A 20,075-nucleotide genomic window follows, 5' to 3' on the forward strand; every position below is an offset into this window, starting at 1 on the left:
GGTTCCTACCTATTGAGGTTGAGAGTGGGTAATGGTCGCTCCCAACCGTTTTAGCGCTATGAGAAAGGCATCGGCTAACGTCGCCTTGGTTGTGACATTTGCCAAATCAATGCCGAGATAAACGATGGTTTGGGCAATTTGAGGACGAATCCCACTGATCATACAATCGGCTCCCATGAGACGGGCAGCAGTAACGGTTTTGAGCAGATGTTGAGCGGTGAGGGTATCGACGGTAGGAACCCCAGTAATGTCAATAATGGCAACTTCTGACCCAGTTTCGACAATCTTCTGCAATAACGACTCCATCATCATTTGAGTGCGGGCACTATCCAGGGTGCCGATAATGGGTAATGCCAAAATTCCCTCCCAGAGTTTAATCACTGGGGTAGACAACTCCATTAATTCTTCCTGCTGCCGCAAAATTACTTCTTCCCGCATCTTTTGATACACTTCAATGGTCAGCAATCCTAGCTGATCCAGTAAGCTTGTGGCTAGCCATATCTCGTCACCCAATTCAATGGGGTCTTTTAATTGCTGCCGCATTCGGTTGAAGAGGGGTTGCTTGAACGAAAAGACGAATGTAGCGGTTTCTGAAGGTGTGAAACCTTTTTGCGATCGCGATCGAGAAATGCTAGTCAGGATCTCCCGCATCTCCTGCCATGTCCCTGCCTGAACATTGGTCAACTTGCCATGCCCAACGGCGATCCGAAACAAGCTAAGGAATTCCCGGCACTCTTCCTTTAGCTCGCCTTCTTTAATTAAGCCTTTACGAATATTGACATTGGCTAACTCCTGAGTCCACTCCGACAGCAGTTCTGCCTCGAAGGTTTCCAGGATCTCTGGTATTTTGCTTTCGCTCATCGTTAGTATAAGTGCAATCGTTTTCATTAGTCCAAAATCAGTGTATGACGATTCAGCTCAACGTCAAAGCTGAAGTTGGAGAAGGATTTTTTTCACAGAGATGGGCAACATTCTGCCGTTGGACTTAAGTTTTAAAATTTGTCTGAAAAAGTTTGGATGAAAATGAGTTTAATAAAAAACGCAAAGGCGGTTTTGTGTAACTTAGCGTCTTTGCGTCAGGTTTTGAATGAATTTAATTAGCTAGTAAACACTTCAGCAGGTAAGCGGCTAAAAGAAAGACGCTCATTTTGCACATCTACAAAGATGGTGTTGCCGTTGTTGAATTCACCACGCAAGATGGCTTTAGCAATTTGAGTTTCTAACTCGCGCTGAATCGCCCGCTTCAGTGGACGCGCCCCATATACGGGGTCATACCCTACTTCTGCTAAAAAGTCAAGTGCAGTATCCGAGAGTTTCAGGGATATTTTGCGATCGCTCAATCTTTGGCGCAATCTCTCAACTTGCAATAGTACAATTTGGCGCAATTCCTTCTTATCTAAACCGTGGAAGATGATGATTTCGTCAATCCGGTTTAGGAATTCTGGACGGAAGCTATTTCGCATCGCTTCCATTACCCGACGGCGCATTTCATCGTAGTGGGCATTATCCCCAGCGACATCAAGAATATACTGCGAGCCGATGTTGCTAGTCATGATGATAATAGCGTTTTTGAAGTCCACCTTATGACCTTGGGCATCAGTGACGCGACCATCATCGAGAATTTGCAAGAAGATATTGAATACATCCGGGTGTGCTTTCTCGATTTCGTCGAAGAGAATCACTGAATAAGGACGGCGGCGAATCGCTTCTGTAAGTTGTCCGCCTTCTTCGTAACCCACATATCCCGGAGGCGCACCGATTAAGCGGGAGACGGCGTGTTTCTCCATGTATTCCGACATATCGATTCGCACTAGCGAATCTTCGCTATCGAACATAAATCCCGCCAGCGCTTTTGCCAACTCGGTTTTACCCACACCTGTTGGCCCAAGAAAAATAAAGCTAGCGATGGGACGATTGGGATCGGCTAGTCCAGCGCGCGATCGCTGAATGGCATCCGCTACAGCTGTGACTGCTTCTTCTTGTCCAATCACGCGGCGATGCAGTTCATCTTCTAAATGCAGCAGTTTCTCTTTCTCAGATTCCACCAACTTGCTGATGGGAATTCCTGTCCATTTAGAAATAATTTCAGCAATATCACCTTCTGTAACTTCTTCCCGTAATAGTGATTTACCACTTCTTTGGGCGCTTGCCAATTCAGCTTCTACTGCTTCTAATTGGCGATGCAAACTGGTTAAATTGCCGTATTTCAACTCCGCAGCCCGATTAAGGTCATAATCGCGTTCTGCTTGCTGAATCTCTAAGTTGACCCGTTCAATCTCTTTTTTAACCGACTGAATTTTGTCAATAATATCTTTTTCAGACTGCCATTGAGTATTTAGGGTTCTTTGGTCTTCTTTGAGATCGGCAATTTCTTTTTCCAATTTTTCTAGACGTTCGCGAGAAGCGGCATCACTTTCTTTTTTCAGCGATAGCTTCTCCATTTCCAATTGCAGAATCTTGCGATCGATTTCGTCGAGTTCTTCTGGTTTGGAGGTGATCTCCATTTTCAATCTCGCGGCGGCTTCGTCTACCAAGTCAATGGCTTTATCAGGAAGGAAGCGATCGCTAATATATCGACTCGACAATACGGCGGCGGCGACTAAAGCACTATCAGAAATCTTCACCCCGTGGTGGTTTTCATAACGTTCTCTCAAGCCGCGCAAAATCGAAATACTATCTTCTACACTAGGCTGATCGACATAAACTTGCTGGAAACGTCTTTCTAGTGCGGCATCTTTTTCGATATGTTTGCGGTACTCATCTAGAGTTGTCGCCCCAATACAGCGCAATTCGCCCCGCGCCAACATCGGTTTTAATAAATTACCCGCATCCATCGCGCCTTGAGTTGCACCAGCGCCGACAACGGTGTGAATTTCATCAATAAATAAAACAATATTGCCGCCAGATTCAGTAACTTCTTTTAATACTGCTTTCAGGCGTTCTTCAAATTCACCCCGGAATTTTGCCCCCGCAATCAAAGCACCCATATCTAAAGAAATTAGCTTGCGGTCTTTGAGAGATTGGGGTACATCACCTGCAATAATGCGTTGGGCTAATCCTTCGGCGATCGCAGTTTTACCAACACCTGGTTCACCAATTAACACAGGGTTATTCTTGGTGCGGCGAGAGAGAATTTGCACAGTGCGGCGAATCTCATCATCTCGCCCAATTACTGGATCGAGTTGACCTTTACGCGCGGCTTCTGTAAGGTCGCGCCCGTATTTTTCCAGTGCTTCGTATTTGCCTTCTGGATTTTGATCGGTCACTTTTTGACTCCCACGAACTTGTTTAATAATATTTTTTAGTTTGCCTTCGTCTAAAGCAAACTCTTGGAATAAAGCTTTGCCAAAACGGTCATCTTTGGCATAACCCAGCAATAAGTGTTCAATTGAAATATATTCATCTTGAAACTCTTTGCGATACACGTCTGCTCGATCTAGAAGTGTATCTAAGCTACGTCCCAAGTATACTGAGGTACTATTACCAGATACTTTCGGCTGACGTTGAAAAAATTGTTCGGTGCGATCGCGCAGTTTTTGAAGGTTAACACCCGCTTTAGTAAGAATTCCGGTTGCTAGACCATCTTGTTCTAGCAAAGCTTTCATCAGGTGTTCGCTTTCTATCTGCTGTTGTTGATATTGTTTAACAATATCCGGGGTATGGGCGATCGCTTCCCAAGCTTTTTCTGTAAATTGGTTAGGATTAGTAGGTTGCATAGGCTTTTTCAGGAACGTAGAGGTGCAGCACCTTGTCAGAGGCTACCACCAGAACACTAAGTAAAGATAATTTCTGCTGTTAATAGATATTGTATGAAGAGGGGAGCGATCGCCTAGATCGGTGTTCACATCTTTAAAAAGTGGTATTTTCCCCTAGTTCCGATTTTCCATTTGCAATTCTCAAGTATTGCACTTAAGGCAAGGGTTAAATTTGCTTCATCATTTTTATCTTGCCGAGAGAGCGGGATGATATGCTCAACCTCAAACGGAAAATTAAAGATTAGTTAGGGAGCAATGCGATTTTGTGAGGTGAGTAAGCAGGGGAGGCAGAGGAGGCAGGGGAGGCAGAGGAGGCAGGGGAGGCAGAGGAGGCAGGGGAGGCAGGGGGAGAGAAATAATTTAAGTATATCTTTTAGCCTTTTAGTAGTAAAATATACTTAAATTTTTCTTTACTCCCCCTGCTCCCCCTGCCTCCCCTGCTCCCCCTGCTCATTAGACGATGATCTCACTTTTTCGCGTTGCTCCCGATTAGTTAAGTGGCTTGGCAGTACTCACAACGATGGTTGACTGGTTGTGCGATCGCAGTGTAATAATCCCAGGTCGCCTAGTGGATGTTGAAAATGATTGACCCCTACGACTTTGAAGATGATGACTTTGACTTAGAAGATGAGGATTTTTTGAAAATAAAACCCATCAGCCAAATGACTGAAGGGGAAAAGCTACAGCGATTTAAGCGATTCTTCGACAGTAGTAGCCGTGCGATGTTGCAAAACTGTCTATTTCGCATCGTTAATGACAAAGATGATATGGGTACGTTAGAAATTCTTTGCCCTAATGAAGTTGTAAGACAACGCCTTTCTAAAAAAAAGCGCAAAATTACCAACAACATCAACACCTGCTGGAGCCATATCAGATGGTTTTCGCTATGCGTTCAGCAAGATAATGAGTTGGATTGCCAGAAGTTTACCCGTAACGGTGATTTAGTGACATTTTAGGTGGGGAATGGGGAATAAAGAAAGTGTTTTCCCAATGACAAATGACAAATGACTAAAAAACAAAAATTTCCTTATTTAGTTGGTTCTAAGTGGACAGCACAGCAGAAAGTTGATGGTTGGAGACACTTCCAAGTTGTCAATCGGAAAAATCAGGCTAAGTGGGTTTACGCCGAAATGGTTTCTGCTTGCGATCCTAAAGTCCGTTTTTGGATAAATGCCAAATTATTACAAGATAACTCCCAGTGGCAAGCTGGCTGGCAAACATTACAAGAAATCCAAGAAATTAAAACTGAAGTGTCCTAATTAACTTCCTAATTAGGACTTACGTACACTCGCCGATTATTCTCTTACTCTTATTAGCGCACAGAGGTGGGCTACCCGCAGGTAGCCGCAAATTCTATTCGCCTTGGCTTAGAATTAGGCAATATTTGCCAATTTAATAATATTTTACAAAATCCCACTAACTCACTCTCAAGCAGCAATTAAATGGTTTGGGCTACCGACTGAAAACAGGCAATTTATCTGCGATGCCTTCAGTGAGCTACGCTAACGCAAATTCCAGTAGTATTTCCAGTATCAGGCTGCATATACCTCTCTTTACCCTTGACCATGCGTCCCAATGCCGTGAAAACACGTTGCACGAACATCAGCTAATTCTATGAAAACCATTCAAAAATAACTATTTCATTTTTTTTATTTTGTAACTATTTTTATAAAAATAAGTAATAAAAACTTTTTATAGATAGCTTTTAGAGCAAAATAGGACTTTTAAGGGAATTAAAACCCAAATACCCATAATTAAGTTCTAATCCATCGGATAAAACCGGTTTAAAAATTAAGAGCCACTTTCTTTTCTATGTAATTTGCCCAATAATGACATCAACAGACCTCACGCATCGCCATCTCAGGAAAGGTGAAGGCAAATGTTTGAGCCACAAGTTTGACAAGAAGCTATAAGAGGGAAACAACAGTGAAACTAGCAGTCTACGGAAAAGGTGGTATCGGTAAATCCACAACTAGCTGTAATATATCCGTCGCCCTAGCTAAACGTGGCAAGAAAGTGCTGCAAATTGGCTGCGATCCAAAACATGACAGCACCTTCACCCTGACTGGGTTTTTGATTCCCACAATTATCGACACCCTCCAAGAAAAAGACTATCACTACGAAGATGTCTGGCCGGAAGATGTAATTTATAAAGGCTACGGCGGTGTGGATTGCGTAGAAGCTGGTGGCCCACCAGCTGGTGCTGGATGTGGCGGCTACGTAGTCGGTGAAACCGTAAAATTACTTAAAGAACTCAACGCTTTTGATGAGTACGATGTAATTCTTTTTGACGTTCTGGGTGACGTAGTTTGCGGTGGATTTGCTGCACCACTCAACTATGCAGATTACTGCCTGATTGTTACAGACAACGGCTTTGATGCTTTGTTTGCGGCTAATCGGATTGCTGCTTCAGTCCGCGAAAAAGCCCGAACTCACCCACTGCGTCTAGCAGGGTTGATTGGCAATCGCACCTCCAAGCGCGACTTGATTGAAAAATATATAGAAGCTGTGCCCATGCCAGTTTTGGAAGTTTTACCATTGATTGAAGATATCCGTGTTTCCCGTGTGAAAGGTAAGACTTTGTTTGAAATGGCAGAGCAAGATCCTTCCCTAGACTACGTTTGCGACTACTATCTCAACATTGCCGACCAAATTCTGGCGCGTCCCGAAGGTGTTGTACCTAACGACACACCAGATCGGGAGTTGTTCTCTTTGTTGTCCGATTTTTATCTAAATCCGGGTAAACCCCAGGTTCCTAATTCAGAAGAGGAACTAGACTTGATGATTGTATAAATCACCAAGTTCTCAGGATGGGGGACAATAACATGGCTTTCTTTCACAGCTTTACGGATTCAATAAAACAAAAGTGGTTGCAATTTTTCCAGAATAATCGAGACTGGATTACCCTGCACATGGAAGTGGAATCAGTGTACACCCCTGATGGCGGGAAGCGACCACCTTCTTACCTCATCCTGGGAGTTCTTAATGCCCTAGAGCCAAAGCTAGCGCAGTTAATGTTGCCCTTTGCCAAACTTAATCCTGATGCCGATACCCTAATTGAGGTGCTGGATTTGCATTTTGACCCAGATTTCGCTCTCGGTAATCGCTTTGCTATCAACTCAGATGTAGAGAAATACGTAGAAGAAGCAGCAGCGATCGTTGATGAAAAGCCTGAAGATGAAACATTGACACATTCTCATACCAATGGCTATACCAATGGCTTTGTGGCGGAGGTGGTAGTTCAAGAGTTCGCAATCCTGGATTCCGACGATCAAAGTTTGGAAATCAGCGAGTTGGAGGAAACCGAAAATGACTTTGGCGATATTTCCTTATCCAACGGACACACATCAAAAGATGAGTCTCTCGAAATCTCTAGTTTAGAAGCAGATGAGTTTGGGGAAATTGCCTTCGATACCTCAGATGCAATGGAAGTAAAGCTGGATGATGACCAGGCGCTTGAAGATAGTTCACTAGATGAGAATGCGTTTAAAGACGTGTTGTCAGATGTCTGGGGTGATGAAACAGCTTTGCAAAAGGCTGAAGAAAATAACGATTTGTTAGGGGAAGAACTACCAGCAGGCGTTTTTGATGAATCAGAAATTGCCCGTCTCTTCCCCAACGCTTAATTATTGCTGTTCTTCGCAATTTTAAGTTTTAGATTTGGGGTTTTGGATTAGGAGTTAGGGAAATTGTCGTTAGACAGAGGATACTTTTGTTGTCCCAGTCTTCAATCCAAAATTATCAATCTAAAATCTAAAATTCGTCGATCTGCCATTAAATATCAAGGGGAGAAAAAACCAAAATGACTGTCGCTCAACAACCAGAAGCTTTAAACTTTGAGTGTGAAACTGGGAACTACCATACCTTTTGCCCAATTAGCTGCGTGGCGTGGTTATACCAAAAAATTGAAGATAGCTTCTTTTTGGTGATTGGGACAAAAACTTGTGGCTACTTCCTGCAAAATGCGATGGGGGTGATGATTTTTGCTGAACCCCGCTATGCAATGGCAGAGTTGGAAGAGGGCGATATTTCGGCACAACTGAGTGATTATGAAGAGTTAAAGCGGTTGTGCTTGCAGATTAAACGCGATCGCAATCCTAGTGTAATTGTCTGGATTGGCACTTGCACCACCGAAATTATCAAAACAGATTTAGAAGGTTTAGCGCCGAAGCTAGAATCTGAAATCGGGATTCCTATCGTTGTAGCGCGGGCAAATGGTCTAGATTACGCCTTCACCCAAGGGGAAGACACTGTTTTAGCAGCAATGGCTAACCGTTGCCCTGATAAGGCTCCTGTGGCGGAAACAGAGAAGAGCGAACGGAATGCGATCGCTAAATTGCTCAACTTCGGTAAGAAGAAAGAAGATGTCGCCCAAGATGAATCTGAGTATGTAGATCATCCACCCTTAGTTCTCTTTGGCTCCCTTCCCGACCCCGTAGTTACTCAGTTAACTTTGGAACTGAAGAAACAAGGCATCAAAGTTTCCGGCTGGCTACCGGCGAAGCGCTTCACTGAATTGCCAGTATTAGAAGAAGGGTATTATGTCGCTGGTGTCAACCCCTTCCTCAGCCGCACAGCTACCACCTTAATGCGCCGCCGCAAGTGTAAACTTATTGGCGCACCCTTCCCCATTGGCCCCGATGGAACCCGCGCTTGGATTGAGAAAATCTGCTCAGTGTTCGGTATTACTCCCAAGGGTTTGGATGAACGGGAAGCACAAATTTGGGCAGGTTTGGAAGATTACGTGAAACTGATTCGCGGTAAATCTGTATTCTTCATGGGTGATAACTTGTTGGAAATTTCCCAAGCAAGATTCTTAATCCGTTGTGGGATGACTGTTCACGAAATCGGCATTCCTTACATGGATAAGCGCTATCAAGCTGCTGAATTGGCATTGCTGGAGAAAACTTGCCAAGAAATGAATTCACCCCTGCCAAGGATTGTAGAGAAGCCGGATAATTACAATCAACTTCAGCGAATTTATGAGTTGAAACCAGATTTGGTAATTACTGGTATGGCTCATGCTAATCCGTTGGAGGCACGCGGTATTAATACTAAGTGGTCTGTGGAGTTCACTTTTGCTCAAATTCACGGCTTTACCAATGCGCGTGACATATTAGAGTTGGTGACTCGTCCGTTGCGTCGGAATAATAATTTGAAAGATTTGGGTTGGGATAAGTTGGTGAGAGAAGAAGCGAAAATTTAGATTTGGGTTTGGATTGAGCAACATTATAAGACTATGTGAGTAGGGGCGAACTTTCGGGTTCGTCTTTTTTTACGAACCGCAGAGGCGCAGAGAACGCAGAGTAAATTGCGTCATATATAAAAATATCGGCGTTGCTGAATCATGGGATGATTTCGCTCAATTTGAAACGAATTATCAATAGTTTCACTCGCCAATTCATCCCGCATTTATGCAACGCCTGCAACGCCAAATTATGCTTAGTGGAATTAAGCAAAAGGCTATTGTCGGAAAAGATGGCAAAATTGAACTTTCTACAACTGAATTACCAGAAGAAACTGTGGTAGAAGTTATTATACTAATTGAACCACCAACTGAAAAAGATGAAACTACTTATCTTCTCAAATCAGAATGTAACAAAAAATATCTACTCAAAGCTTTGGATAATGTACAAGAAGAAAACCTAATTTATCTCGATTTAGATTAGCGAATCGCTATTTTTAATAAATTCAACTAACTAACAGTAAAATCTGTATGTTTCCGCACAGAGGGTAACTGAAAACCTAAAACAATATCCTCTTTCGGGACACCTAATTCAACTAATTCATTAGCAATTTCTACCTCTATCCCATCTTGCTGAATCCAGATTTTTTCGCTAATAATATTTAGATGGAGAATAGGGCAATATATGCAGTCTTGCTCCCGCCAACCTACATAAACTAGTTGGTAACGATCGTGTTCTGTATCAAAAATTGTCTCTGCCTGAATTCGATTATCCCAAACAGTACTAGCGTGTTGTTAAAGTAAATTATTAATATATTGTCGATATTTGTCTAGATTTGCCATTGGTTTATCGCCTCCTGTTCAATATTATAAATTAGTAAACAGAGTTGATGACTTTGAAATTTCAAGAATACATTGACAACCTAGCGAGACAACAATTTTAAGTGTGCTTTTTTAAGAATGAGCAAAAGTCCTTCAGCAAATATCATTCACAGCACCGAACGCTCATCTATTTTTTCTATCTTAAATTCCCAATTCCCTAATTGCATACTTCTATGTAATCAGAAGTATCTACACCAACCTAAACAACTCCCCTGACAGGTTAAACTAGGTCTGGTAACAGCTGCTCCACGTTCCTTATGAGGCTTTTATGGGAGCTAACCTCAAACAAATTGCCAAGTATTTAGATAATCTTGGTTGGGACTACCGTTTTGATGATGAAGAAGACCGAATTATAACAGGTGTGGAGGCTGATAACTTAGAAGATTTTCTAATAGTTGTTCAGTTAGATGAAGAGGGAAAATTTTTTCGGGTATTTGCCCCTCAAGTTCTGGCAGGAATTCAAGATCATCCTCACAAGGCAGCTATCCTACAGACAATGCTTGCCATTTCCTGGGAAACCAAAATGTTGCAATGGGAGTATGACCCATCTGATGGTGAAATTCGTGCCATTATTGAGTTTCCACTAGAAGACTCGATTCTCACAGAAAAGCAATTTCACCGTTGTCTGAGTGGGTTAATTCAGATTGTGGATGGGATAGCGATACCTCGCCTGAAAGAAGTGATGGCGACAGGTCTCGATCCGGGGAATATAGAACTTGGGGAAAGACTGTTACTCAGTATCCAGGAAGAAGCGCCAGGATTACTAGATTTGCTAGAAAAGGCAATGGAGGCGCGGAAAAAACGAGGAAGTTTTCCCAACGACTGAGACGGATCATCACTTAAATAGCTATACTCCAAAGTGATACCCTCACTATATACTGAAATTTTCTGGGGCTGGATATTATGACATCCTATGCAACCTCCTCTGCCAAAGCGGAAATGAGTGAACTACGGCGGTTGAAAGGCTTACTACCGCCAGAATTACAGAGCTGGGTCACGGTTGAAGGCACAACTGAGGTCAATCCACCCCTGGTTCGCTGCGAAGAAATTGGTAAAGACCAGGTAGAAATTCAAATTGATCTGGTGAAATGGGATGCCCTCGCAATGGATCAGCGTAATCTGCTGTTCTGGCATGAAGTTGCTCGCGTTCAAAATGACACAATTCCTAAAGATGGTTGGGAAATGGCAGCACTAGCCATCGGTTTAGGTGGTGCTGTCGGCGAATTGTGGGTACAAGATGGATTGCTGCTGGTGTTAGCTTTGTCGCTATGTGGCGTGTCAGGGTGGCGACTGTACCAAAAGAATAGTGGGGAAAAGCAACTAAGAGAATTGCTCAATGCTGATGAGAAAGCGATCGCCTTAGCAACTCGTTTTGGTTATAGCCTCCCCAATGCCTACAAGAGTCTCGGTAGCGCCTTGAAAACCCTGATTGACAATACTCCTAGTAAGCGCCAACGGTCGAAATACGAAGCAAGGCTCTCTGCTCTCAAACGCAGTGCTAATAAAGCAAAAGCTAAATCCAAAACTCCAGATGAAGGCGGGTTGTAATTAGTTAGTCATTTGTCATTTGTCATTTGTTATTAGGAGTTAAGAGGTAGGAGTTTGGAGTTTAGTGTGAAATCTAAACTTCAAACTCTGACTTTGGCTGGGAATGGCTGCTGAGGCGGCTGCTGCTTTACTGATTCGCGGCAGCAATGACTATTTCATCGAATCTTACTTTTTTCTTGACTACATCTTTATCAAACTCAAATTTTACAGAAGCTTTTACAGTTGGTTAAGCATCTTATGCGTCTGAGGGATCACACGCACGTGCTTGATAAACCCCTTCATCAAAGCTTGCCAGGTCAAAACTTGATCGGCCGTAGGTGCAAGCATCGGTATTGGGGAGAATTGTTCAGATACTGCTAAAGGCGTAACAGGTTGTAAAAATACTGAGATATCTGGACTAACCTCTGCCACCAAGGAAGCTGAACGTTCCAACTCGGCTGGATCTGTGTTTTGAGACACAATTATCTTGACAAAAACATTTAAATATGAAGCATGACATAATTGGAGAAATTTAGCATGTTCTTGCCAATGGCTTTCGCCGCTAACACTGGGCAATTTGAAATCCATACCCACAGAGTCTAAATAGGGAAGAATCATCGCTAGTTGTTCTGGGCGATGTCCGCCAGTTTCTAAGTATATGGGTAAACCAGTTATGTCTCGCACTTGGGGTAGAAACTGCGTTAAAAATGGGGCATGAAGAAGTGGTTCGCCTCCAGTTAAGCTAATGCTATCGTGTAGATAAGGTAGATTTTGCTGTTTTACCCATTCGATTAATATGGGTAAAGAGACAGGGTTAGAGTGGATTTCAAAGTCGCGCAATCCAGGCGATCGCTCTATCCGACAAGTAACAGGTGCATTCCAAGTTTGGGCACTATCACAAAAGTGACAGCGCAAATCACACAAGGCAAAACGAATAAATATCTGACGCGTCCCTACATTCAGTCCTTCCCCTTGAATGGCAGAAAAGACCTCAACTAGGCGTGCGGTAGGTGTAACCGTAGTTTTAGCAATCATTTGATGAGAGCAACGCGATCGCGCTGCGTCGGCACAACAGCAAGGATATTTTTTGGCTTCTTGTTCTATTGTGAATCGTCGCTAGCGATCTCCAATCTCAGCCCCGGTAAATAAAAATTAGTCCTTATTAATACTGATTCCAATATTCGGTTAGGTAATTTTGGAGGACAAAATAATGTTTGGCAGATTACATTATACATGGCAACGAAAGTGCAGAGCTTCATGACTAGCCAACCGACAGAGGTCGATTTTCCAGTTAATTCCCTAAATGACACGGCTATAATGCAGGTGCCCGCGCGGTTGAGCGTGCTGGAGGCTTTAGGCTTTAAGCAAACCTGCCAAAGCTTAATCCAGCACAATTTACATCCTAAGCAAATCATCATTGACTTTCACCAAACTACTTTTATGGATAGTAGTGGTTTAGGTGCCCTGGTCAGTAATTTTAAATATGCCCAGACTAAAGGAATTACATTAACACTGCGGAATGTAACGCCTCAAGTCATGGCAGTCTTAAAACTTACGGGATTGGATCAGGTTTTTCCCCTAGAATCGGTTGATGATGGGTTGTTAATAGAACCAGAAGACTTAGTAGATAATCGGAAGACTACTTCCCGCAAAGTAGAGCAGTTACCCACTACTCACCCTTCTGTGGCATCTTGGATGAAACGGTTCTTAGATATTGTGGGGTCTATGGTCGGTTTATTAATTACAGGAGTTTTATTTATTCCGATTGCGATCGCTATTCAAATTAACGATCCCGGTCCGATTTTCTTTTGTCAAACCCGTTGTGGTTGGATGGGGAAGCGGTTTGAGATTTGGAAATTTCGCTCTATGTGTGTGGATGCAGAAGCGAAAAAATCCCAAGTTAAAAACCAAGTACAAGGTGCATTTTTCAAGAATGAAAATGACCCCAGAATTACCAAGGTAGGGCGTTTTTTACGGCGCTCTAGTTTTGATGAATTACCCCAATTTTGGAACGTACTCAAAGGAGAAATGAGTTTAGTAGGCACTAGACCACCTACACCTGATGAAGTGGAACGCTATGAAGTACCAGAGTGGCAACGTTTAGATGTTAAGCCCGGTATGACTGGCGAATGGCAAGTCAATGGACGTTCTACAGTCCGCAGTTTTGAAGATGTTATTCACCTAGATTTGCAGTATCAAAAAAATTGGAGTTTGGTGTATGATTTAAAGCTAATTTTCAAAACGATAGCTATTCTATTTAATAGAAACAGTGGTGCTGTTTAGCTAACTACCCTTATTCACAATTTTTTTGTAACTCCCAACTCTCACAATAATTGTTAGATATACCCAAGTCCATAATCAGCTTGGGTATATTTTAAATTTCTACATCACCAAGTAAGTGCAATTATCCTACAGCTTTCTGAATACCTACTACTTCACCCTGCTGCACTTCTGGCAACAAACGCTTTACGCCTTGTTTAACAAATCCCTGCAAAAAACCAATCTGCTGATTTTGCTGAAACACTTTTTGCAAGGTTTGCCGCAAGTTCTCCAAATTCAAACCAGTTCCAGAATCTATTGCTATTTCCTGCTGTTGGAAATATTCAACTAGACTTAACCCAGCAACTCTAGTCAGATAAGCTGCACTTACTCCCTGCACTACGCCACCAGCAACAAAGGTAACGGCATTACTTTTAAGAACAGTACTAATTGCCTTTGTAGAAAGTTCAACTAAACCCAGTTTCAGCATCAAACTTCCCATTGTTCCAGCTACGGTTTGCGCTTGTTCCAAGGAAAATTTCTGCCGATAGATATTACCCAAATCCATTACCATTTGAGCATTAATTGCCGCAGTCGCCAGAATATCAAGGGCTGGAACTGGATTAGCAAAGGCAGCAGCCGCAGCTATCCATTGATATTGTTCAATAATTGGGATGGCGCGATCGCGTCTGGTTCTATTCAGCCAGTTTTTCGCTTCAGCTTTCAGCAATCTGGCTTTCCTCATGGTAGTTACCCAAACTAACCGTTGTCCCTGCTGTGCCAAAACTTCACCCAACTGCTGCGTCAACTGCTGGATATCTGCTGCTGGTTGTTCCATCCACTCTTGCACATTACCATCAGCCTCATGCTTTCGGACTTTGATTGCAATGGGAAAGGCGGCTGTTGCAACTACATTTCCCTGCATTCGCTGTTTCAATGACAGCAAAATACTGGCGCTTTCATCGGCTAAATACTGGTCTTGTTTGTTAAAAACCAAGATTGTCGGCTGATTTGCTGCTTTTAGCTGCTGTATGGTTTGAAATTCTGAGTCTGTCAAATCACCGTTTGTCAGGAACAGAACAAAATCAGATTTTGCCACTTCTGCTAAAACATCGGCATCTAAATTGTCAGCCGTTTCTCTAAACAATGGTGCTGTTTCTTCTAAAGACACCAAATTTTGTGTCTCTAGATTTTGGTTTAACACTTGAATTAAGGTGCTTTTACCTACGGATTTCCCGCCAGTCACAGCCACTTTAATTTTTTGTCTGTCTAATTCAAAGAACAATTGGGCAACTTGTTCTCGCAGTGTCTGTAACGCCGGATGGTTGTCTGATTCTTGTGCCAGTTGGTTAATTACAGTTTCAGTTTTAGCGATCGCACTTTCTACAGTCGCCCGATCCACGAGCATACCATTTAGCTGCTCTAAACTGTCTTTCTGGCGATTTTGCTGGAATAACCACAAACCACCACCGACAGCTAAGGCACTCAACAAACCAAACTCACCCACCTGCACTATAGAATCGTGCCAACTTTGTAACATCCACAGAGAAAAGGAAAGTCCCAATCCTCCCACTAAAATTGGTCGCTGCAACTTCACAACCATGATTTTCCGCGCCTTTTAGATGGCTATTTCTTCCAGAATAGATTAAAATCCTGCTTCTGGGAATTTAACAGGCGATCGAACACAACTTTCTTTACCTAGAGATTTTGTTAAAATTAACTCCCAAGCATTCCGATATTGTGCCGAACGTGGTTTCCTCTGTCTTTTTTCAGCTTCAACTAGGTGTACTTCGCTCCCATAATCTATGAACACATTTACGGAAAAGACATAGAAGAGGTCAAGTTTCTCTATATATACTAGGGCAAAATCAAAGTCTGATAGCTGATATACTTCTCGAACCATCAGCCGTCGATTAGTTTTAGTGCGGCGATTATCTACAACATAATTCCCGGAAGGCTCATCCAACCAAGCATATTTGACTTGGATTTTAATTAGAGTTCCCTCTACATCAAATGCTAGATCGTAAGGTAGGCGATCGCCAAAAGGTTTTAAAACTCCCCAACCACGCTTTAAGGCATGAAGAACAGCAGCTTGTTCTGCTATGTCCCCTCTAAGCTTTGTGTCCATCTGCAAAATAAAAATAATTAAATAAAACAAAACCCCAGAATCTTTTCAAATTCGGGGGTTTTATTTTAATTTGGTGGCGGGAAGTGGATTTGAACCACTGACCTTCGGGTTATGCTTACCAACTACAACTTTCGTTGCCCAGTTATACTAGTTTGTGGTCTGGACTGTCCCTTCACCCTCGTCATTATCGTTAGGGTGTCTGCCTTCCAGTCTCTACACCTTCTCCATTTCTGAAGCTTGGTTCGGGATTACCACGCTATTGGCTTCCCCGAGTTTGACAGATAAACGCACATAAGTTTCTTTATGTACCGCCCATAGCAAACTTAACTAATAAGCGTGTAGTTAACTTTGCCCGTTGAGCCCGACGAGCTACCAGGCTGCTCTATCCCGCGTTGCTCTCGACTTATTTATAGTAACCTATAGTCAAGAGTTTGGCAACTACAAAAACGATAATTCTCCAATTACTTCTAAACGGGTGTATTTTCCCAAGGTGGCAAACTTTTCTGAGAGGCTTTCGGCAGCGCTAGGACTAATCCAACCCATTTGCTTGAGTAAGTGAATTGCAACGGCATGTTTGGCTCGTTTTGTTCCATCCATGACTTTGATTGCTAATCCCAAGCCTTCACCGAGTCTACCAATGCACTGCACTCCTTCGGCACCACTTTTACTGACCAGTTCCCCTGGAGTTAAGCGCATCAGTTCCGTATCAAATTCTCCATCTCCTGCCACCATCGCGGGGTGATGAGTCATAGCCCGAACGATACGCTCCATATCCAGATTGGTACTAGAAGCTAGTAGCGCATATAAAGATGCCATGTGACCTAGTTGCATCAAATAAGTTGGTGCGCCACAGTCATCATGAGCGCAGATAAATTCGGCAGCTGGCATTCGCAGCAACTCTGCTACTTTGCCCAAAATCAATTGCTGTATTGGGTGCTTGCGATCCAAGTAGTTATTCAAGGGCCAACGGCGTTGCTGACAAACGGCTAACATTCCTGCATGTTTTCCAGAGCAATTGTATTCCAAAGGACTGTGCTTACCTTCAGGAATTGGACACTGGAGTATGGTTGGGTCAAGATCGGCCCGCCACAGGATGTTAAATACCTGTCGGACTTGATCTATGCTTCCTTTATGGGAACTTGTAATAATTGCTAAGTCGCGATCGCTAAGGTCATAGCGTTCCAGTGTTCCTGTTGTAGTTACAGCGAGTGCCTGAAATGGTTTGAGGGCTGAACGGATAAATGCAGCAGTTTCAGAATTGCCGGCAACGGTTAAAACCCGTCCGCGTTCGTCGCATACAACGGCTTGGACTATATGCCTGGATTCAGTAATACCTTCCCGCAGCAACCGGACTTCCAGTGCTGTGGCTTGAGTTCGTTTTCCCATTGTCATGGGTTTATATTTATTACCTTTTTTAATTAATTAGCCATTGGTCATTAGTCATTAGTCCTTAGCTAATGACTAATGACCAATGATTAATGACTCTTTAAAACAAATGCCAAACTATCGTACCAGTAACGTACATTCCCGCCAAGCCAGCAAAGGTAAATTGTAACCGCCGCAGAATAGGTTTGATTTCGTATGCAACAATTAAGCGATCGCGGTTAAGGATTTCTTGTGGTTTCGTCCAAGTTTGGCCGTCATACCAGCCGGACTCTTCATAAAATACTGTGGGACTGCAAAGGCGATCGCACACGTAGAACCAGCCTAAGTACAACCTTACTAATGCTAGTACTACCCCAACACTGGCGGCGGCGGCACCACAAAGGATAAAATGTGCAATATACTTGTGGGGAGGAAAACTTGCTGCGGCCACAGGTGCTGCAATCAGCCAAGATAAACCCCAAATCCAAGCAATTTTCGTGATGTACTCGCGCAAATCTAAAGTACTATCACGAAACAGCCAGGAAGTTTTTAACTCTTCGTACTCATTGAGTGGTTGTTGATCTATGGGAACTGGGCAATTTGAAACCGAAGACCTAATCATGTTGGCTTACCTTCACCCTCATCAGATTCTGGAAGGGAAATACGTTCTGCATGAATCCAAAACGCTTCTAAATTATAAAACTCCCGTTCTTTGGGCATCATGATGTGAACGATCACATCACCGTAGTCTTGTAGTACCCAACTCCCCTCGACTTTTCCTTCTGTCCTTATGGGACGACGTTGCAACTCAGTTTCGACTTTTCCTTCAATTGCTTGAGCGATCGCTCTGACTTGTACCCTAGAATAGCCAGTCATCATCACAAAATAATCGGCTAGGTAAGATACCTCTGCTACTTTGAGCAATAAAATCTCACCCGCCTTGCGATCTGATGCAGCTTCTGCTATTTTTGCAGCTAATTTTCCGCTCTCCTCTTCGGTATGGGCATGGCTCTCTACCACACTCTTCGTCAGTGGGACAGATTGTAATGGGAAATTTCCTTGGAAATAATCAGTCATTAAACCTCAGGTGCTTTTTTCCTTTTGAAACAATTGTTTACATTTACTTACAAATCACAAACAATTGATCTGACAAATGTGTCAATAGGTTTTTTTGAATACTAACAAAAAAACAGGTGTTTATGGGGACTAGTTTAATAATTGCTATCTACTAAAAACTACAATACAACACAGCAGATTTATGCCTGGTCGACCAAAAGTATGACTGGTATAAATGATTTATTAGTACCACTGGATACCAACTAATTCCTGTTGTCTAGTTAAAAAACTGATGTTCTCACAGATTGAATGAAGTGAAGCTGTGGAATTTTGGGTTCAAAACGCACCTAAAAACTAGCTTGTCTATTTCTCAATATCTTTGGGTTAAGCCTTTTTCTTTGCCTCTGCTTCAACACATACATTTCCTTAGCCCAAAGATATTGGTCTATTGCTGTATATAAGTTAACCACCCTCAAAATCTGCTGCTATTTAGAGAGTGAGGGTATAATTGTGACTTTCGGAGTCGATGCACCCTCATGGGCTTTCTGCTCTAGATACTGTAACTCTTGTAGACTGAATTGCTCCATGCTCTGCTGTCAATGAGTAAAACAACGACTCATACTGATTTAAAGCTTGCTCAAAAGCATAGTTTTCAACAGCATATTGGCGACTTTTATAACCCAGAGTTTTGACTTTTTCGGGGTTTTGGTACAAATCTAAAATTGCCATTGCTAAAGCTTGGGGATCTTCTGGAGGAACGATCGCTCCGCCGCCACTTTGCTTGATTGCTCTTGCTGCTGTACCATTATCAGGCACAGAAGCAACTAATGCCGCTCCACTAGCAAGTAGTACTTGAATTTTTGACGGCATATTGAAAGATACAACATTTTTCTTTTGCACTACCAAGCCAACATCGGCAGCTGCCAACATTTGTGGCAAAGATTTGCGGGGTTGAAATGGCAGTAACAAAACATTATCTGCACCGCAGTCTAGACATTCTTGTTGCAATCGCTGTAAACCTTTTGCCTCTCCAACGATGACAAAAACAATCTCTGGGATATGGCGCAACACAGAAGCAGCTTTGATAACGCTTTCTAAGCCTTGGGTTAGGGCAATGTTACCAGAATAAAGAACTACAAATTTGCCATTTAGATTATGTGCTTCGCGGAAAGGGTTATTTTCTTTAGGCAAAGGGCGGATAAAATTTACATCAACCCAGTTGGGAATTTGCACAATTTTGTTAGCTTCTACGCCTTTAGATCGCAAATTCTCCACAAACCCATCGGCGATGACACTAATTTTACTAGCAGTGTGGTAAGCAAATTTTTCCAACACTGTAAATAACTTTATAAGCAATTTATTTTTCAGTAGACCGACATGGATGGCTGCTTCTGGTAATATATCTTGTAGATTTAAGATCACAGGACAAGCACGTAACCATCCTAAAAGAGCAACTGGTACACAGCTTGGCAAAGATGGCGATGTTGAGAGAATCACATCTGGATGCCAACCTAAGAGTGCAGGCACAAAACTAGTAACAACAAAACTAGCGTCTAGTAACACCCGATCTAATAGGTTGGGTTGGGGGCGAATCCAAACGTAACTACGTTGGATTTGAACGCCATTTTTATATTCGTTGACATACCAGTTGCCCCGATATTCTTGGTAAATTTGCCGCTCAGGATAGTTTGGCATAGCGGTGACTACACGTACTTCATGCCCACGCTTCACTAGTCCCTCTGCTAATTCAGTCATCAGTGGGGCAATACCAATTGGCTCTGGATAGTAGTTGTAGGAGTAAATTAAAATCCGCATAAAAGTTAGTCTGAAGTACCCCGGTTTTTTGTTGAATGACAAATATTTGTCTTCAACATTGTTTTAGAGCTTAGAAACTCCTATATTTAATTGTGACTTCAGA

Annotated in this window: 20 protein-coding genes; 9 read left to right on the forward strand and 11 right to left on the reverse strand. The window is 42.7% G+C overall.

The window, feature by feature from the left end:
* Nucleotides 1–9: 9 nt before the first annotated feature.
* The 3 genes from V7K42_RS14465 to V7K42_RS28950 form a co-directional block, all read right to left on the reverse strand.
* On the reverse strand, nucleotides 10–888 hold the full coding sequence (locus tag V7K42_RS14465) for an STAS domain-containing protein (RefSeq protein WP_334917228.1): 879 nt from the start codon (nucleotides 886–888) through the stop codon (nucleotides 10–12).
* Nucleotides 889–1,097: 209 nt separating this feature from the next.
* On the reverse strand, nucleotides 1,098–3,716 hold the full coding sequence (gene clpB, locus V7K42_RS14470) for an ATP-dependent chaperone ClpB (RefSeq protein ID WP_334917230.1): 2,619 nt from the start codon (nucleotides 3,714–3,716) through the stop codon (nucleotides 1,098–1,100).
* Between the two features lie 125 nt (nucleotides 3,717–3,841).
* Nucleotides 3,842–3,997, reverse strand: a complete 156-nt coding sequence (locus tag V7K42_RS28950; protein WP_442938571.1) for a hypothetical protein — start codon at nucleotides 3,995–3,997, stop codon at nucleotides 3,842–3,844.
* Between the two features lie 330 nt (nucleotides 3,998–4,327).
* Between V7K42_RS28950 and V7K42_RS14475 the strand changes: the two genes are divergently transcribed.
* The 6 genes from V7K42_RS14475 (at nucleotide 4,328) to V7K42_RS14500 (ending at nucleotide 9,424) form a co-directional block, all read left to right on the forward strand.
* Nucleotides 4,328–4,711 (forward strand): hypothetical protein, encoded by a 384-nt coding sequence (locus V7K42_RS14475; protein ID WP_334917231.1) that lies wholly within the window; start codon nucleotides 4,328–4,330, stop codon nucleotides 4,709–4,711.
* A gap of 48 nt (nucleotides 4,712–4,759) precedes the next feature.
* On the forward strand, nucleotides 4,760–5,014 hold the full coding sequence (locus tag V7K42_RS14480) for a TIGR02450 family Trp-rich protein (protein WP_094342498.1): 255 nt from the start codon (nucleotides 4,760–4,762) through the stop codon (nucleotides 5,012–5,014).
* Nucleotides 5,015–5,681: 667 nt separating this feature from the next.
* Nucleotides 5,682–6,548, forward strand: a complete 867-nt coding sequence (gene bchL / locus V7K42_RS14485) for a ferredoxin:protochlorophyllide reductase (ATP-dependent) iron-sulfur ATP-binding protein (protein WP_012410753.1) — start codon at nucleotides 5,682–5,684, stop codon at nucleotides 6,546–6,548.
* A gap of 32 nt (nucleotides 6,549–6,580) precedes the next feature.
* Nucleotides 6,581–7,381 (forward strand): DUF5331 domain-containing protein, encoded by an 801-nt coding sequence (locus V7K42_RS14490; protein ID WP_334917233.1) that lies wholly within the window; start codon nucleotides 6,581–6,583, stop codon nucleotides 7,379–7,381.
* A 176-nt stretch (nucleotides 7,382–7,557) separates the two neighbouring features.
* On the forward strand, nucleotides 7,558–8,961 hold the full coding sequence (locus V7K42_RS14495) for a ferredoxin:protochlorophyllide reductase (ATP-dependent) subunit N (RefSeq protein ID WP_322645198.1): 1,404 nt from the start codon (nucleotides 7,558–7,560) through the stop codon (nucleotides 8,959–8,961).
* A 232-nt stretch (nucleotides 8,962–9,193) separates the two neighbouring features.
* Nucleotides 9,194–9,424 carry a hypothetical protein gene (locus V7K42_RS14500; RefSeq protein ID WP_334917357.1) on the forward strand — a complete coding sequence of 77 codons (231 nt, stop codon included), beginning with the start codon at nucleotides 9,194–9,196 and terminating at the stop codon, nucleotides 9,422–9,424.
* Between the two features lie 26 nt (nucleotides 9,425–9,450).
* Here V7K42_RS14500 and V7K42_RS14505 read toward each other — a convergent pair whose 3' ends face one another.
* The gene (locus V7K42_RS14505; protein ID WP_334917359.1) at nucleotides 9,451–9,705 is read right to left on the reverse strand and encodes a XisI protein; all 255 of its coding nucleotides are present in this window, start codon (nucleotides 9,703–9,705) and stop codon (nucleotides 9,451–9,453) included.
* Nucleotides 9,706–10,090: 385 nt separating this feature from the next.
* On the opposite strand from V7K42_RS14505, the gene V7K42_RS14510 reads away from it, so the two are divergent.
* Nucleotides 10,091–10,648, forward strand: coding sequence for a hypothetical protein (locus V7K42_RS14510; protein WP_334917236.1), 558 nt, complete (start codon nucleotides 10,091–10,093; stop codon nucleotides 10,646–10,648).
* Between the two features lie 77 nt (nucleotides 10,649–10,725).
* Nucleotides 10,726–11,370: a DUF3318 domain-containing protein gene (locus tag V7K42_RS14515; RefSeq protein WP_094342488.1), complete on the forward strand. Its 645-nt coding sequence runs from the start codon at nucleotides 10,726–10,728 to the stop codon at nucleotides 11,368–11,370.
* A 216-nt stretch (nucleotides 11,371–11,586) separates the two neighbouring features.
* Here the strand turns inward: V7K42_RS14515 and V7K42_RS14520 are convergent, their stop codons facing one another.
* Nucleotides 11,587–12,384 (reverse strand): 7-carboxy-7-deazaguanine synthase QueE, encoded by a 798-nt coding sequence (locus V7K42_RS14520; protein ID WP_334917238.1) that lies wholly within the window; start codon nucleotides 12,382–12,384, stop codon nucleotides 11,587–11,589.
* Nucleotides 12,385–12,582: 198 nt separating this feature from the next.
* Here V7K42_RS14520 and V7K42_RS14525 point away from each other — a divergent pair, with 198 nt between their 5' ends.
* On the forward strand, nucleotides 12,583–13,632 hold the full coding sequence (locus V7K42_RS14525; RefSeq protein WP_334917240.1) for a sugar transferase: 1,050 nt from the start codon (nucleotides 12,583–12,585) through the stop codon (nucleotides 13,630–13,632).
* Between the two features lie 121 nt (nucleotides 13,633–13,753).
* Here V7K42_RS14525 and V7K42_RS14530 read toward each other — a convergent pair whose 3' ends face one another.
* From V7K42_RS14530 to V7K42_RS14555, 6 genes are all read right to left on the reverse strand, one after another.
* On the reverse strand, nucleotides 13,754–15,211 hold the full coding sequence (locus V7K42_RS14530; protein WP_334917242.1) for a YcjF family protein: 1,458 nt from the start codon (nucleotides 15,209–15,211) through the stop codon (nucleotides 13,754–13,756).
* Nucleotides 15,212–15,253: 42 nt separating this feature from the next.
* Complete coding sequence (locus V7K42_RS14535) at nucleotides 15,254–15,736, reverse strand: group I intron-associated PD-(D/E)XK endonuclease (protein WP_334917244.1); 483 nt, start codon at nucleotides 15,734–15,736, stop codon at nucleotides 15,254–15,256.
* A gap of 438 nt (nucleotides 15,737–16,174) precedes the next feature.
* Nucleotides 16,175–17,128: an asparaginase gene (locus tag V7K42_RS14540; protein WP_334838077.1), complete on the reverse strand. Its 954-nt coding sequence runs from the start codon at nucleotides 17,126–17,128 to the stop codon at nucleotides 16,175–16,177.
* Between the two features lie 94 nt (nucleotides 17,129–17,222).
* Nucleotides 17,223–17,723, reverse strand: a complete 501-nt coding sequence (locus V7K42_RS14545) for a CGLD27 family protein (RefSeq protein ID WP_334917246.1) — start codon at nucleotides 17,721–17,723, stop codon at nucleotides 17,223–17,225.
* Nucleotides 17,720–18,178, reverse strand: a complete 459-nt coding sequence (gene rsfS / locus V7K42_RS14550) for a ribosome silencing factor (RefSeq protein ID WP_334917248.1) — start codon at nucleotides 18,176–18,178, stop codon at nucleotides 17,720–17,722. Before rsfS ends, V7K42_RS14545 begins: the two co-directional genes overlap by 4 nt.
* A gap of 513 nt (nucleotides 18,179–18,691) precedes the next feature.
* Nucleotides 18,692–19,972: a glycosyltransferase family 4 protein gene (locus tag V7K42_RS14555; protein ID WP_334917250.1), complete on the reverse strand. Its 1,281-nt coding sequence runs from the start codon at nucleotides 19,970–19,972 to the stop codon at nucleotides 18,692–18,694.
* Nucleotides 19,973–20,075: the final 103 nt, after the last annotated feature.

This window comes from Nostoc sp. (assembly GCF_036917455.1).
Taxonomy (GTDB): domain Bacteria; phylum Cyanobacteriota; class Cyanobacteriia; order Cyanobacteriales; family Nostocaceae; genus Nostoc.